This is a genomic window from Thermobifida cellulosilytica TB100 (assembly GCF_001517975.1).
Taxonomy (GTDB): domain Bacteria; phylum Actinomycetota; class Actinomycetes; order Streptosporangiales; family Streptosporangiaceae; genus Thermobifida; species Thermobifida cellulosilytica.
This window is the reverse complement of the sequence record NZ_KQ950189.1, coordinates 13,232-28,416: the sequence shown is the minus strand read 5'-3', so window position 1 is coordinate 28,416 and position 15,185 is coordinate 13,232. Positions and strand designations below refer to the sequence as shown.

Below are 15,185 nucleotides of genomic sequence, written 5' to 3'. Positions count from 1 at the left end.
GCATTGTTGCCCTCATGCGTCTGTCCCCCGGCACTCTGCTCGCACGGGTCACCCTCGCCCCGGCCGTGGCCGTCGCGGCCTGGCTGCTGGTCGCCTTCCCGCTGCTGTGCCTCGGCCAGCTCACCCCGCTGACCGGGCTGCTGCTGGGCGGGCCGGCGGTCGCCGCCGCGCTGGCCCTGCTGCCCCGGCTGGCCCCGGACACCGACGACACGCCCTGGTGGCCGGTGCTGCTGGTGGCCGCGGTCACCGTCGCCTTCGCCGCGGTGCAGCTCGCCTACCACTCCGAGCAGCTCGTCATCCGGCGGGACGCCGCCTCCTACGCCCAGTACACCGCGTGGATCGCGGCCAACGGGTACCTCCCGATCCCGCAGCAGCGGGAGCTCCTCGCCGGCAGCGACCCCGCACTGACCTACGACAGCCTCGCCTACTACCAGGTGGACGACGTGGTCTGGCCGCAGTTCCTGGCCGGCGCGCCCCTGGTGTACACGCTCGGCTTCTGGGCCGCGGACCTGGACGGCATGGTCCTCGTGCCGCCGCTGGCGGGCGCGCTGGCCGTGCTCACCTTCGCCGGGCTGGCCGCCCGGCTGGTCGGCGCGCGCTGGGCGCCGCTGGCCGCGCTGGTGCTCGCGGTGTGCCTGCCCCAGCAGTGGGTCAGCCGCTCCACCTACAGCGAACCGGTCGCCCAGGTGCTGCTGCTCGGCGGGCTCGCGCTCGCCTGCGACGCGCTCGCCCGCGGGGCGCGGGGACGCTGGTCGGCGGGGCACACGCTCGCCCTGGCCGCCGGGCTGAGCCTGGGACTGGGACTGCTGGTACGCATCGACGTGCTGCGCGACCTGCTGCCGGTCGTGGCCTTCACGGGGCTGCTGCTGCTCGCCCGGCGCCGCGAGGCCCTGCCGCTGGGGGCCGGGCTGGCCGTCGGCGTCGGCTACGGGCTCCTCGCCGGGTACGGCTACTCCCGGCCCTACCTGGACTACCTCTCCGAGTCGCTCATCCCGCTGCTCGTCGTCAGCGGCGCCGTGGTCGTCCTCACCGTGCTCGGGGTGCTCCTGCTGTGGCGGCGCGGCGTGCCCCGGCTGGACCGCCCCTCCTGGCTGCCGGCCGCCCTGGCGGTCCTCGCGGTCGCGGCCGTGGCGGCCCTCGGGGTGCGCCCGCTGCTGATCACCCAGCGCGGCCACGGCGACGAGGCCACCGCCGTCTACATCGGCCAGGTCCAGCAGATCGAGGGGCTGGCCGTGGACTCCCACCGCACCTACGAGGAGATGAGCCTGAACTGGGTCGGCTGGTACGTCGGCTGGCCCGCCGTGCTGCTGGCCGCCCTCGGCGCGGCCCTGCTGGTCTACCGCACGGCGCTGCGGCGCGAACCCCGGTGGGTGCTGCCGCTGACGGTGCTGGCCTGGTCGGCCGCCACCACCCTGCTGCGGCCCGCCATCACCCCCGACCACCCGTGGGCCAGCCGCCGCCTGGTCACCCTGGTCCTCCCCGCGTTCGTGCTGTTCGCGGTCTCCTTCCTGGCCTGGGTCCGGCGCCGCATGCGCGAGGACCTGGTGGGCTGGCCGGACTGGCTGCGCCCCGCGGTGGCCGCCCTCGGCGCCGCGGCCCTGCTCGTGCCCACCGCCGTCACGGCGGCCGGGATCATGACCTACCGGATGGACGTCGGCTCGATCGCGGCCACCCGGCAGACCTGCGCCGACATCCCCGACACCGCCAGCGTCCTGGTGGTCGAGCCCAACACGGCCAGCAAGTTCCTCCAGCTCCTGCGCGGCATGTGCGGGGTGCCCGCGGCGCACGTGGACCCGGCCGACCCCGAGACCGTGCGCCGCCTGGTCACCGAGGTCCACGACCGCGGCCGCGACGTGGTGCTGGCCGCCGACCGGGCCGAGGCGCTGACCCCCTACCTGCCGCCCGGCGTCACACCCACCCACCCGTTCGACGTCCACACCGAACAGGACCCCAGCACCCTGATGAAGCCCCCGGCGGGCGCGTGGCGGTTCAACGGGGACCTGTGGATCGCCGTCCTTCCCCGGCCCTGACGGCGGCCCCGCCGATATCCTGGGCGCACTGTGACTGACTCCAGCCCCGCCCGCGGCACCGACGACCCCCGCGTCACGATCGTGCTGCCCTGCTACAACGAGCAGGACCACGTGGTCGCCGAGGTCGAGCGGATCTGCGCGGCGATGGACGCCAGCGGCCACTCCTACGAGCTGCTGGCCGTCGACGACGCCTCCACCGACGACACCCTCGCCCGGCTGCGCTCCGTCGAGTCCCGCTTCCCGCACCTGAGAGTGGTCGCGTTCGCCACCAACGGCGGCGCGGGCACGGTGCGGCGCATCGGCACCCAGCGGGCGCGCGGCGAGATCGTGGTGTGGACCGACGCGGACATGTCCTACCCCAACGAGCGCATCCCCGACCTGGTGGAGGTCCTGCTCGCCGACGACACCGTCGACCAGGTGGTGGGCGCGCGCGACCAGGAGATGGGCAGCCACCGCTTCCTGCGGGTGCCCGCCAAGTGGCTGATCCGCAAGCTCGCCGAGAAGCTCACCAACACGCGCATCCCCGACCTCAACTCGGGCATGCGCGCGTTCCGCCGCGAGGTGGCCCTGCCCTACCTGCGGCTGCTGCCGCCCGGCTTCTCCTGCGTCACCACGATCACCCTGGCCTTCCTGTCCAACCAGCACGCCGTCCGCTACGAGCCGGTCAGCTACGCCCGGCGGTCCGGGCGCTCCAAGTTCCACCCGGTGCGCGACGCCTACGGCTACATCCTCCAGGTGCTGCGGATGGTCATGTACTTCAACCCGCTCAAGGTGCTCATGCCGCCCGCGCTGTGGCTGCTGGGCATCGGCGCGCTCAAGGTCGTCTACGACGTCGTCACCGACCCGGTCTACATCCGCAACAACACGATCATGCTGCTCATGGCGGGGCTGATGATCGGGTCGATGGCGCTGCTGGCCGACCTGATCGTGCGCTCGCGCGACGCCTGAGAGGAGCGCAGGTGCGGATCACCCTGGTGGGGCCGGTCCACCCGTACAAGGGCGGGGGAGCCCGGCACACCACCGAGCTCGCCCACCGGCTGGCCGCCGCCGGGCACCGCGTGGTCGTCGAGTCGTGGCGGGCCCAGTACCCGGCGGCGCTCTACCCCGGACGCCAGACCGTGGCCGAACCGGAGGGGCCGCCCTTCCCGCACACCCGCCGCGACCTCGCCTGGTACCGGCCCGACGGCTGGTACCGGGTCGGCCGCCGGGCCGGACGGGAGTCCGACCTGGTGGTGCTGACCGTCTTCACCCCCGTGCAGGTGCCCGCCTACCTGGGGGTGCGCGCCGGATGCGGCCGGGCGGCGCGCGTGGCGGCGCTCTGCCACAACGTGCTGCCGCACGAACGCGGGCGCTTCGACGCCGCCCTCATGCGGCTGCTGCTCGGCCGCGTCGACGCGGTGCTGACCCACTCCCCCCAGCAGAGGGAGCTCGCCGAGCGCCTGGCGGGCGCCGCCGGCCCGCCGGTGGCCGCGGCCGAGCTGCCCCCGCACCTGCCGGACACCGGCCCCCGCCGCCCCCGGCCCCCCGGAACCCGCCGTCGGCTGCTGTTCCTCGGGATCGTCCGCCCCTACAAGGGAGTGGACGTGCTGCTGCGCGCGCTGGCGGCCGGACCGCCCGGCGTGGAGCTGACCGTCGCGGGCGAGTTCTGGGGCGGCTCGGCGCAACTGCGCGCGCTGGCGGAGCAGCTGGGCGTGGCCCACCGGGTGCGCTGGCGCGAGGGGTACGTGCCCGCCGGGGAGCTGCCCGACCTGTTCGCCGAGTGCGACGCGGTGGTGCTGCCCTACCGGTCGGCCACCGCCACCCAGAACGTGTGGCTGGCCCACGCCCACGGCCTGCCGGTGATCGCCACCCGCGTGGGCACCCTGCCCGACCACGTGCGCGACGGCGTGGACGGGCTGCTGTGCGCGCCCGACGACCCGGAGGACCTGGCTCGGGCCATCGCCGACTGCTACGCGCCCGGCCGCCTCGCCGCGCTGCGCGCCGGGGTGCGGCCGGTGGACGCGGACGCCTACTGGGACCGGTACCTGGCGGCCCTGACCGGCCTGTCCGGCTAGCGCTCAGCCCTGGTCCGCGGCGGGGAGCCCACCGCGACCAGGCACAGCAGCGCCCACAGGAGGTCGGCGACGGTCGTCACCAGCCGGGACAGGGCGGCCACCACCAGCGCCGAACCGGGATCGAGCACCGGGGCCAGGGCCGCCACCAGCACGGCCTCGCGCACCCCCAGCCCGGCGGGCGCGAACACCGCCGCCACGCCCAGCGTCCAGGCCAGGGCGTAGCCGCCGACAGCGGGCGCCCACGACCCCCAGCCGCCGCCCACCCCGGCCGTCAGCAGCCACACGTGGACGCCCAACGGCACCCAGGAGGCCAGGGTCCAGGCCACGGCGGCCGCCATGCCGCGCCCGTCCAGGCGGTCCAGCTCCGGACCGGACCCGGCGCGCAGGCGGCCGACCAGGCGGCCCGCCCGGTGCAGCAGCCACGTCACCACCCGCGGGTGCAGCACGGCCGCCAGGAGGGGGACCGCCGCCCACACCCACCACCAGCGCCGCGCCGCCTCCGGCGCGGACAGCGGCAGCAGCACCGCGGCGACCAGCAGGTTCACCGTCAGCGTCACGGCAATCGCCAGCACCGTGGCGGCGGCCCCCCGGCGGCGCGGCACCGCGCGGTCCCGGGCTAGCTCCACCTGGGCGACGAACGCCCACACCGACCCGGGCAGGTACTTGCCGAGCTGGCCGACGAACATGACGCGGGCGGCCACCGGCAGCGGCAGCGGCGAGCCCAGGTCGGCCAGGAGCGCCCGCCACGCCAGCATCTGCGCGCCGAGTCCGGCCATCGCGGCGGCCAGCGCGCCCGCGACCGTCCACGGCGACAGGGCGGCCAGCGCGGCCCCCGCCTCGTGCCACCGGGCGCGCAGCGCCAGGGCGGCGCAGCCCAGGACGAGGACCCCGACGGCGGCGCGCCCCCACCGGCGCAGGCTCGGACGGTTCACCACCCGGCCAGCCTAGGCCACCCCGAAGCCCGGCCCGCGGGGCCGCGCGCCAGTAGGGTGGGGCCGTGCTCACCGACGCCGTGGCCTTCGCCGGCCACCAGATCCACGTGTGCCGCTACCGGGAGGCGGGCGCCCTGCTGCGCTGGCTCGGCCGCGACCTGACCGGGCAGGTGGTGCTCGACGTCGCGGGCGGCGACGGCTACTGGGCGGCGCAGGCGCGCAGGCGCGGCGCGCGGGCCGTCTCCCTCGACATGGCCCGGCACAAGCTGCGGCGCGGACAGCGGCTCGCCCACGCCCCCGCCCTCGTCGAGGGCGACGCGCTGCGGCTGCCGTTCGCCGACGCCTCCGTCGACCGGGTCATGTCGATCTGCGCCCTCGAACACTTCGCCGACGGCCCCGCGGCGCTGCGCGAGATGGCGCGGGTGCTGCGGCCCGGCGGCGAACTCGTCCTGTCCGCCGACTGCCTGTCCCGCGCGGGGGAGTGGCCGCACCTGTTCGACGCGCACCGCCGCCGCTACCACGTCCGGCGCACCTACACCCACGAGACGTTGCGCACACTGCTCGACGGGTGCGGGCTCGACGTGCTCGAACACCGCTACCAGTTCCGGTCCCGTACCGCCGAGCGCCTCTACCTGACGCTCTCGGCCTACGGGGGACGGGCCGGCTTCAACGCCGCCGCGCCGCTGATCCCCCTGGTCGCGCTGGACGACCGCCGCCACCCCAACACCCGGGGCAGCATTGTGCTGCTGCGCGCCCGCAGGCGCTGATCCGGACCTGCGGGGCGGACACGGGCACGACAGGAGCGGTCACGCCGAGCGAGACGAGCAGGACACACGGGCGGTCCGGGCCTTCGTGACGCGCGCCACGGAGCGTATTGTGCGCCCATGAGTGGTTCTGGAAACGGGAACAAGGAAGCGGTCCCCTCGGCCGCCGCCATGCGGCGTGCACTGGCCCGGGTCAGAGACGGCAAACCGCTGGACCTGACCGAAGCCGAGGTCCTGCTGCACGCCCGCGGCGACGATCTGGAGGCCCTGCTCGACCACGCCTCGCGCATCCGCGACGCAGGGCTGGCCGCAGCCGGACGCCCCGGTGTCATCACCTACAGCCGCAAGGTCTTCATCCCCCTGACCAGGCTGTGCCGGGACCGCTGCCACTACTGCACCTTCGCCACCGCCCCCGCGAAGCTGCCCGCCCCCTACCTCTCCCCCGACGAGGTCCTCGCCATCGCCCGCGAGGGCGCCGCCCTCGGCTGCAAGGAGGCGCTGTTCACCCTCGGCGACCGGCCCGAGGACCGCTGGCCGCAGGCCCGGCAGTGGCTCGACGAGCGCGGCTACGACGACACCCTCTCCTACGTGCGCGCCATGGCCATCCTGGTGCTGGAGGAGACCGGCCTGCTGCCGCACCTCAACCCCGGGGTGCTCACCTGGAGCGACTTCCAGCGGCTCAAGCCCGTCGCCCCGTCCATGGGGATGATGCTGGAGACCACCTCCACGCGGCTGTTCACCGAACGCGGCCAGGTCCACTACGGCAGCCCAGACAAGGACCCCGCGGTGCGGCTGCGCGTCCTGGAGGACGCCGGACGCTCCGCCGTCCCCTTCACCACCGGGATCCTCATCGGCATCGGCGAGACCCTCGCCGAACGCGTCGACTCGATCTTCGCCATCCGCAGGACGGCCCGCGAGTACAACGCGATCCAGGAAGTCATCGTCCAGAACTTCCGCGCCAAGCCGGACACCGCGATGCGCGACCGGCCCGACGCCGAACTGGAGGACCTGGCCGCCACCATCGCCGTCACCCGCATCGTGCTGGGGCCCAAGGCGCGCATCCAGGCCCCGCCCAACCTCATCACCGAGGGCGGGACCCCGGAGGAGGGCACCGGCGGCGAGTTCGCGCTGATGCTGCGCGCGGGCATCGACGACTGGGGCGGCGTCTCCCCGCTGACCCCCGACCACGTCAACCCGGAGCGCCCCTGGCCGCAGATCGACGCGCTCGCCGAACGCACCGCCGAGGCGGGCTTCACGCTGCGGGAACGCCTCACCGTCTACCCCGAGTACGTGCGCCAGGGCGAACCGTGGATCGACCCGCGCCTGCTGGGGCACGTGGCCGCGCTCGCCGACCCCGCCACCGGGCTGGCGCGCGCCGACGCCGTCGTCACCGGGCTCCCCTGGCAGGAGCCCGAGGCGGGCATGGCCTCCGCCGGGCGCACCGAACTGCACGTGGAGGTGGACACCGAGGGCCGCCGCACCGACCGGCGCAGCGACTTCGACGCCGTCTACGGCGACTGGTCCGAACTGCGGCAGCGCATCGCGCGGCCCGCGCTCGGCACGGGCGCGCCCCGCCGCTTCGACCCGGAGATCCGCGCCGCCCTGCGCCGTGCCGAGAGCGACCCCGCCGCCCTCACCGACGACGAGGCGCTGGCCCTGATGTACGCGCACGGCCCGGAACTGGAGGCGCTGGCCGACCTCGCCGACCGGGTGCGCCGCGACGCCGTCGGCGACGAGGTGACCTTCATCGTCACCCGCAACATCAACTTCACCAACGTCTGCTACACCGGCTGCCGGTTCTGCGCCTTCGCGCAGCGGCGCACCGACGCCGACGCCTACACCCTCTCCCTGGAGCAGGTCGCCGACCGGGCCGCCGAGGCGTGGGAGGCGGGCGCCACCGAGGTGTGCATGCAGGGCGGCATCCACCCCGACCTGCCCGGCACCGCCTACTTCGACATCGCCCGGGCGGTCAAGGAGCGGACGCCGGACATGCACGTCCACGCCTTCAGCCCCATGGAGGTGATGAACGGCGTGGCCCGCACCGACCTCCCGGTGCGCGAGTGGCTGCTGCGGGCGCGCGAGGCCGGGCTGGACTCGCTGCCCGGCACCGCCGCGGAGATCCTCGACGACGACGTGCGCTGGGTGCTCACCAAGGGCAAGCTGCCCACCTCGCAGTGGATCGAGGTCATCACCACGGCGCACGAACTGGGCATCCCCACCACGGCCACGATGATGTACGGGCACGTGGACACCCCCGAGCACTGGGTGGCGCACATCCGGCTCATCCGCTCCCTCCAGGAGCGCGCCCTGGAGCGCACCGGGCGCCCCGGCTTCACCGAGTTCGTGCTGCTGCCGTTCGTGCACACCAACACGCCCATCTACCTGGCCGGGCTGTCGCGCACCGGTCCCACCGAGCGGGAGAACCGGGCGGTGCACGCGCTGGCCCGGCTGCTGCTGCACGGCGCGATCGACAACATCCAGTGCTCGTGGGTGAAGCTGTCGGAGGAGCAGTGCCGCCGCCTCCTCAACGGCGGCGTCAACGACGTCGGCGGCACCCTGATGGAGGAGACCATCAGCCGCATGGCGGGCTCCGACAACGGCTCGTTCAAGACCATCAGCGAGATCCGCGCCATGGTGGAGCCGACCGGGCGCCCGCTGCGGCAGCGCGACACCCTCTACCGCGAGGTGCCCGCCGAGCGCCGCGCCGTGGCCGAGGCCCACGACGGGGTGGCCCCGAGCCTGCGCCGCACCCGGCTGCCCGTGGTCTGAGCCGCGGCCCCGGCCCCGCCGCTCGGCGGGGCCGGGGCCGCGCTCACCGCACCTCGATGAACGCCGCCGGGTCGCGGGGCGGGCGCTCCTTCGGCGGGGCCGCGGGGTGCCCGACCGCCACCGCGCCCATCGGCTCCCAGTCGTCGGGCAGGGACAGCACCCGGCGGACCACGTCGGGGCAGAACAGCGTGGACGACACCCACGCCGAGCCCAGGCCCTCCACGGCCAGGGCCACCAGCAGGTTCTGCACGCCCGCGCCCATGGCCACCAGGAACATGGCGCGCTCCGCGGCGGAGCGGCGCTCGTCCGGGTAGGCGTGCGCGCCGTCGGCCACCAGGCACGGCACCACCAGGTAGGGGGCGCGCCGCAGCACGTCGCCGCGGCGGGTCCGCCGCGCGATCCGCTCCTCGGACAACCCGTCCGCGCGCAGGTCCGCCACCCAGGCGTCCAGCATCGCGTCCAGCAGCCGCGTGCGCTCGGCCGCGGACTCCACCAGCACGAAGCGCCACGGCGTGGTGTGGTGCGGGGCGGGCGCGGCGATCGCGGCGGCCACCGCGCGGCGCACCGCCTCCGGGTCCACCGGCGCGTCGGTGAACTCGCGGACGGTGCGGCGCGCGAACAGCACGTCCCGGGAGCCGTAGCGGAACATGTCCTTGTCGGCGGGGCGGACCAGGACGCGCGCCCCCTCGCCGTCGTCGTCGGTGACCAGGTGGCCCAGGCCGCGGACCACCGCCACCGGGACCCCCGACGTCTTCCCCTTGACCAGCTCCCCGGCCGAGGCGATCTCGTCGGCGACCGCGTTCAGCGTCACCTCCAGCACGTTGCCGTGGGTGTCGCGCCGCCCCCGCAGGTCCTCCAGCGCGGCGATCCCGGCGGCGCCGATCGCGATGTCGGTCTGCCCCACCCGCCACGGGCGCCCGAAGGTGTCGGAGACGATGACGGCGACCCGCACCCCCAGGCGTTCGCGCAGTCCCGCGCGGATGCGCCGCGCCGACGCGTCCGGGTCCTCGGGCAGCAGCAGCACGTGCCCCGGCTCCACGTTGGAGGAGTCCACCCCGGCCGCCGCCATCACCAGGCCGTGCCGGGTCTGCACGATGCGGGTGCTGTCCCGGCGGGCCACCACGCGCACGGTCTCGGCCGCCACGGCCTCCTCGCGGCCCATCCGGCGCAGGCGGCCCTCGGCCTTGCTGACGACCTTGGAGGTGACGACGAGCACGTCGCCGTCGGCGAGCTCGGCCCGCTCCGCGATCAGCGCGGCGAGGTCGTCCCCGGGGCGCACCTCGGGCAGCCCCTCGACGCCCAGGACCGTGATCATGACTTCTCCCCCAGTTCGACGGCGAGGTCCACGGCGGCGCGCGCGATGGCCGCGGTGCGCTCCGGATCGCTCATGTAGAGCGGCAGGGCGCGCACCTCCACCCCCTCCACCACGGTGTCGGCGTCGGCCTCGTCCACCAGCCAGCCGTCCAGCAGGTCGGACCCGTAGTGCTCGGCCACGGCCCGGGCGCTGGTCTCCACGCCGATCGTGCGCAGGCAGGCGTCGGCCATGCCCCGCACCGGGGCGCCGCCGATGATGGGGGAGACCCCCACCACGGTCTTGGCGGCCACCGCCTCCCGGATGCCGGGGATGCCGAGGATGGAGCCGATGCTCACCACCGGGTTGGAGGGCGGGAACAGGACGAAGTCGGCCTCCTCGATGGCGGCCAGCACCCCGGGTGCCGGCTCGGCCGTGTCGGCCCCCACGCTCACGAACGACTCCGCGGGGATCTGCGCGCGGTGGCGCACCCACCACTCCTGGAAGTGGATGGCGCGGCGGCCCGCACCGTCCGCCACCACGACGTGCGTCTCCACCTGGTCGTCGGTCATCGGCAGCAGCCGCACCCCCGGCTTCCAGCGGTCGCACAGCGCCTCGGTGATCGCCGAGAGCGGGTACCCGGCCGCCAGCATCTGGGAGCGCACGATGTGGGTAGCCACGTCCCGGTCGCCCAGACCGAACCACTGCGGCTGCATACCGTAGGCTATGAGTTCCTCACGGACCGAGAAGGTCTCGTCGGCGCGTCCCCAGCCCTGCTCCTCGTTGATCCCGCCGCCCAGGGTGTACATCACAGTGTCCAGATCGGGACATACGCGCAGACCGAAAAGGGTGATGTCGTCCCCGGTGTTTCCGACCACTGTGATGGAGTTCTGGGATTCGGCCTGGTCAGCACGGTTGTGAAGGGCGTCTTTGAGGCCTCGGAGGAACCGTGCGCCACCGATGCCGCCAGCCAGTACGACTATCCGCATAGGGTCAAGTCTGGCAGTCTGGGAACGTGTGCCGCGCTCTGCGGTGTCGCGTGCCAGTGCTGCCGCGGACACGGACGCGTACAGGTGTGGCATGTCGGGCGACGTTCAGGCCGTGGCCTCCCGAGACCTTCCTGTCGGGATTCCTGAGGCGCACCAGCGATATGCAAAGCTTCCACCGACGCGACAAGAAGCAGCCTGCGGAGGGGAACCTCTCTTGAACAACGAATCGATCCAACGGTTGCGCGAGCCGGCCGCCTGGGCGCTCCTCGGTGCCGTGGCGGCGATCCAGCTCGGCGCACTGATCTACGTCTTCGGCGGGGAGTCGGGCACGGGCATGGGCGGAGTCTCCGGAGCGTTCGTGGACATCCGCGACGCCGTCCTCGGCCCCGGCACCGTCGCGATGGTCCTGGCCGCCGTGGCGCTCATCCTGACCGGCCCCAACCGCTCGCCGCGCGCCTTCGGCATCGTGATGATGGCGATGATCGAACTGGGCGTGGGCGCGCTCCTCGGGGTGATCTCGCTCATCATGGGCTTCGTCGTCTACGGCGGCTACGGCTTCCTCGCCAGCGCCTTCCAGCACTTCTTCACCACCGGTGCCTTCCTGACGGTGGTGGTCTTCGCCGGGCTGTTCCTGCTCCGGGTCTTCAACGACCCCACCCTGGTCCCCCGCGCCTCGGCCGCCCAGGCCTACCCGACCGGCGCGCAGCCCTCCTTCGCCCAGCAGCAGCCCGGCTACCTCACCGGCGCCCAGCCCTCCGCGCAGACCGGCGCCTGGCAGCAGCAGGGCGACAGCTACACCCAGGCCCAGCCCGCCACCGCGCAGACCGGCGCCTGGCAGCAGCAGGGCGACGCCTACACCCAGGCCCAGCCCGCCACCGCGCAGAGCGGTGGTCAGCAGGCTGCGGGTTACGACCAGTCCGCCTACGGCCAGCAGTACCAGCAGCAGGGCTACGACCAGGCTGCGTATTCGCAGAGCGGTGGTCAGCAGGCTGCGGGTTACGACCAGTCCGCCTACGGCCAGCAGTACCAGCAGCAGGGTTACGACCAGGCTGCGTATTCGCAGAGCGGTGGTCAGCAGGCTGCGGGTTACGACCAGTCCGCCTACGGCCAGCAGTACCAGCAGCAGGGCTACGACCAGGCTGGGTACTCGCAGAGCGGTGGTCAGCAGGCTGCGGGTTACGACCAGTCCGCCTACGGCCAGCAGTACCAGCAGCAGGGCTACGACCAGGCTGCGTATTCGCAGAGCGGTGGTCAGCAGGCTGCGGGTTACGACCAGTCCGCCTACGGCCAGCAGTACCAGCAGCCCGGATACACCGCCGGCGACTCCGAGGCCACCCTGGTGCAGCCCGCGGTCTCCGACGACGCGTCGGGCTCCTACCCGCTCCCGCGCGACGCCGACGCCGTCGCCGAGGAGCGTGCGGCCCAGGAGGCGATCCAGCACGGCTGGTCGCAGCCCGCGGCCGGGGCGACCGACAGCCAGAGCGGCGGGAACCAGCCCTACGACCACGGCCAGTACCGGACCGGCGGCTACCCCGCCCAGCCCTACGACCCCTCCTCCGGCGGCTACCCCGCCGACCAGCAGCGCCCCGGGTCGGAGGCCGGCGACTCGTGGCCCGGCCAGTACCGGGACGACAACCGGGCCTGACCTCCTTCCCCCCGAACACTGACGAAAAGGACGGGACAATCCCCTGGATGGGTGTGACCGTACTCGGAAGCTTGTTTGTTACATGATATTCAGGGGATTACCAGCTAACGCGGTTGACGCATAGCGGAGACCACGCGTGTAATTTCTAAGGTGTGATTCCACCCTCCCGGGGGTCGTAAAGGGAGGGTACATCCAGGGGGGCAATAGGAGGTGCGCATGAGCGAGGTTATCCCGCTGGCGCACGGTCCAGGCGAAGACCTGGGCTGGCAGGAGCGTGCGCTGTGTGCGCAGACCGATCCTGAGGCGTTCTTCCCCGAGAAGGGCGGCTCGACCAGGGAGGCCAAGAAGGTCTGCCACTCGTGCGAGGTGCGGGCGGAATGTCTGGAATACGCGCTGGAGCATGACGAACGCTTCGGTATCTGGGGCGGCCTCTCCGAGCGTGAGCGGCGCCGCCTCAAGAAGGCCGCGGGACAGGATTTCGATTTCTCCTCCGGAGCGGTCTAGGTCGCGGCACGTCGTGGCGTGCGCCCCGGTTTTTTTGTCCGGGGCGCACGCCTTTTTTGTCGGTTCTTTACCTGTCCGGTTTTCCGGGAGGGCGGAAGGGACGGCCCGTGCCGGGGCGGGGTTGCTGCGGGCGGAGGGTCCCCGGAGAAGGCGTGAGTGGCGTATCGTGATCCTCCGGTAGCGGCCTGACCGCAATAGCCTTTTTGTCCCATTTCACGAACTTCTGAGGCGAGCACCAGCAGTGTTACCCCTGGACTCCGCTCGGCACATCGTCACCGCCGTCGTGGTCACCCACGACGGTGCCCGCTGGCTGCCCGAAACCCTGGAGGCGCTCCGCTCCCAGGTCCGACCGGTGCAGCGGGTCATCGGAGTGGACACCGGAAGCCGTGACCGCAGCGGTGCCATTCTCGCCGAGTACCTCAACTCCGAGTCGATCCTCACTCTCCCCCGGAACACCGGCTACGGAGAAGCCATCCAGGCGGCCCTGGACCATCCGCGCTCCCGTTCCGGACTCGCCGGAACAGAGGGGACCGTCGAGTGGATCTGGCTGATCCACGACGACTGCACCCCCGAACCGGACGCCCTGCAACAGCTCCTCGCCGCGGCCGACGACAACCCGCGCGCCGCCGTCCTGGGCCCCAAACTGCGCGACTGGTTCGACCGAAGACTCCTGGTGGAGGTCGGCGTCACCATCGACGGCGCGGGACGCCGCGAGACCGGGCTGGAGTCCTCCGAGTTCGACCACGGGCAGCACGACGGCACCCGGCAGGTCCTGGCGGTCTCCAGCGCCGGGATGCTGATCCGCCGGGACGTGTGGGAGGAGCTCGGCGGGTTCGACCGCTCCCTGCGGCTGTTCCGCGACGACATCGACTTCTGCTGGCGGGTCGGCGGCGCGGGCCACCGGGTCCTCATCGTCACCGAGGCCGTCGCCTACCACGCCGAGGCCGCCGCCCGGCGCCGCCGCCGCATCCACGCCACCGGCGACCACCCCCGCCGCGTCGACCGGCGCAACGCCCTCTACGTGCTGCTCGCCAACCTGCCCACGGGCGCGATGGTGGCCGCGCTGCTGCGCAACTCCTTCGCCTCGGCGCTGCGCGTGCTCACCTACCTGGTCGCCAAGCAGCCCGCCAACGCCCTCGACGAGGCCGCGGCCATCACCTCGGTGTTCTTCGTCATGCCGTTCCGGCTGCTGGCGGCCAGGATCAGGCGGCGCAAGGGCCGCCGCCGCACCTACAGCGCCATCCGGCCGTTCATGGCGCGCGGCGTGGCCCTGCGCCAGTTCACCGAGGCCGTCGCCAACCTCCTCAGCGGCGACCCCACCCCCCTGGACGGGGCGGGACGGCACCAGGCGGTCACCGTGGCCCCCCGGGCCGAGGACGACGACGATCCGCTGCGCGACGACTCCGGGCTGCTGCGCCGGGCCATCACCAACCCCGCCGTGCTGCTCATCACCGGCCTCACGGTGGTCTCCCTCGTCGCCGGACGGAGCCTGCTGCTGGGCGGCCGGCTCGCCGGAGGCGCCCTGCCGCCGGTGTGGGGCGGCGCCTCGGACCTGTGGGCGATGTACCTGGCGAGCTGGCACGACGTCGGGGTCGGCTCCGACGCGGTGGCCCCGCCCTACCTCGCCGTGCTCGCCCTGCTGTCCACCCTCGCCTTCGGCAAGCCGTGGCTGGCGGTCCTCGGCATCCTGCTCGGCTGCGTGCCGCTGGCCGGGTTCACCGCCTACCGGCTGGCCCGCCGGGTGCTGCGCTACCGCCCCGCCCAACTGTGGATGGCGGCCTCCTACGCGCTGCTGCCCGTGGCCACCGGGGCGATCTCGCAGGGACGCGTCGGCACCGCCCTGGTCCACGCGCTCTTCCCGGTGCTGGGCCTGCTCATCACCCGGGTGCTCACCCTCAACCCGCGCCGGTCCCGCCGCGCCGCCTGGGCGCTCGGCCTGGCCCTGGCCCTGCTCATGGCGTTCGTGCCGCTGGTGTGGGCCCTGGCCCTGGTCACCGGGGTGCTCATCGCGGTCGCCTTCGGCCACCTCGGCCGCCGCCTGCACGTCAGCCTGGCCATCAGCCTGGTCACCCCGCTGGTGCTGCTGCTGCCGTGGACGCTGGAGCTGTTCCTGCACCCGTCGCTGTGGCTGCTGGAAGCGGGCATCAACCGCTCCGAGATCGTCAACCCCACGCTGTCCGCCGAGGCCCTGCTGCTGCTCTCCCCGG

11 protein-coding genes are annotated in these 15,185 nt (G+C 73.6%); 8 read left to right on the top strand and 3 right to left on the bottom strand.

The window, feature by feature from the left end:
• Positions 1-14: 14 nt before the first annotated feature.
• From AC529_RS18815 to AC529_RS18805, 3 genes are read left to right on the top strand one after another with little or no spacing between them, the layout of a single operon-like run.
• A complete protein-coding gene (locus AC529_RS18815) occupies positions 15-2,030 on the top strand; it encodes a hypothetical protein (protein ID WP_068758679.1) in 2,016 nt (671 codons plus the stop codon).
• A 30-nt stretch (positions 2,031-2,060) separates the two neighbouring features.
• The gene (locus AC529_RS18810; protein ID WP_068758678.1) at positions 2,061-2,978 is read left to right on the top strand and encodes a glycosyltransferase family 2 protein; all 918 of its coding nucleotides are present in this window, start codon (positions 2,061-2,063) and stop codon (positions 2,976-2,978) included.
• A gap of 11 nt (positions 2,979-2,989) precedes the next feature.
• Positions 2,990-4,084 carry a glycosyltransferase family 4 protein gene (locus AC529_RS18805; RefSeq protein WP_068758677.1) on the top strand — a complete coding sequence of 365 codons (1,095 nt, stop codon included), beginning with the start codon at positions 2,990-2,992 and terminating at the stop codon, positions 4,082-4,084.
• Here AC529_RS18805 and AC529_RS18800 read toward each other — a convergent pair.
• A complete protein-coding gene (locus AC529_RS18800; protein WP_198156493.1) occupies positions 4,081-5,019 on the bottom strand; it encodes a lysylphosphatidylglycerol synthase domain-containing protein in 939 nt (312 codons plus the stop codon). The genes AC529_RS18805 and AC529_RS18800 overlap by 4 nt on opposite strands.
• Before the next feature lie 62 nt (positions 5,020-5,081).
• On the opposite strand from AC529_RS18800, the gene AC529_RS18795 reads away from it, so the two are divergent.
• A complete protein-coding gene (locus AC529_RS18795) occupies positions 5,082-5,783 on the top strand; it encodes a class I SAM-dependent methyltransferase (protein ID WP_068758676.1) in 702 nt (233 codons plus the stop codon).
• A 117-nt stretch (positions 5,784-5,900) separates the two neighbouring features.
• A complete protein-coding gene (locus AC529_RS18790) occupies positions 5,901-8,549 on the top strand; it encodes a bifunctional FO biosynthesis protein CofGH (RefSeq protein WP_083948465.1) in 2,649 nt (882 codons plus the stop codon).
• Between the two features lie 43 nt (positions 8,550-8,592).
• On the opposite strand, the gene AC529_RS18785 is transcribed toward AC529_RS18790, so the two are convergent.
• Both AC529_RS18785 and cofD read right to left on the bottom strand, forming a co-directional pair.
• Positions 8,593-9,864, bottom strand: a complete 1,272-nt coding sequence (locus AC529_RS18785) for a coenzyme F420-0:L-glutamate ligase (protein WP_068758674.1) — start codon at positions 9,862-9,864, stop codon at positions 8,593-8,595.
• On the bottom strand, positions 9,861-10,829 hold the full coding sequence (gene cofD / locus AC529_RS18780; protein WP_068758673.1) for a 2-phospho-L-lactate transferase: 969 nt from the start codon (positions 10,827-10,829) through the stop codon (positions 9,861-9,863). Before cofD ends, AC529_RS18785 begins: the two co-directional genes overlap by 4 nt.
• Before the next feature lie 214 nt (positions 10,830-11,043).
• On the opposite strand from cofD, the gene AC529_RS18775 reads away from it, so the two are divergent.
• The 3 genes from AC529_RS18775 to AC529_RS18765 all read left to right on the top strand — a co-directional run.
• Positions 11,044-12,474 (top strand): MnhB domain-containing protein, encoded by a 1,431-nt coding sequence (locus tag AC529_RS18775; RefSeq protein ID WP_068758672.1) that lies wholly within the window; start codon positions 11,044-11,046, stop codon positions 12,472-12,474.
• A gap of 216 nt (positions 12,475-12,690) precedes the next feature.
• The gene (locus AC529_RS18770) at positions 12,691-12,978 is read left to right on the top strand and encodes a WhiB family transcriptional regulator (RefSeq protein ID WP_068758671.1); all 288 of its coding nucleotides are present in this window, start codon (positions 12,691-12,693) and stop codon (positions 12,976-12,978) included.
• Between the two features lie 241 nt (positions 12,979-13,219).
• The coding region (locus AC529_RS18765) for a glycosyltransferase (protein ID WP_157080284.1) at positions 13,220-15,185 on the top strand (1,966 nt) is incomplete at its 3' end.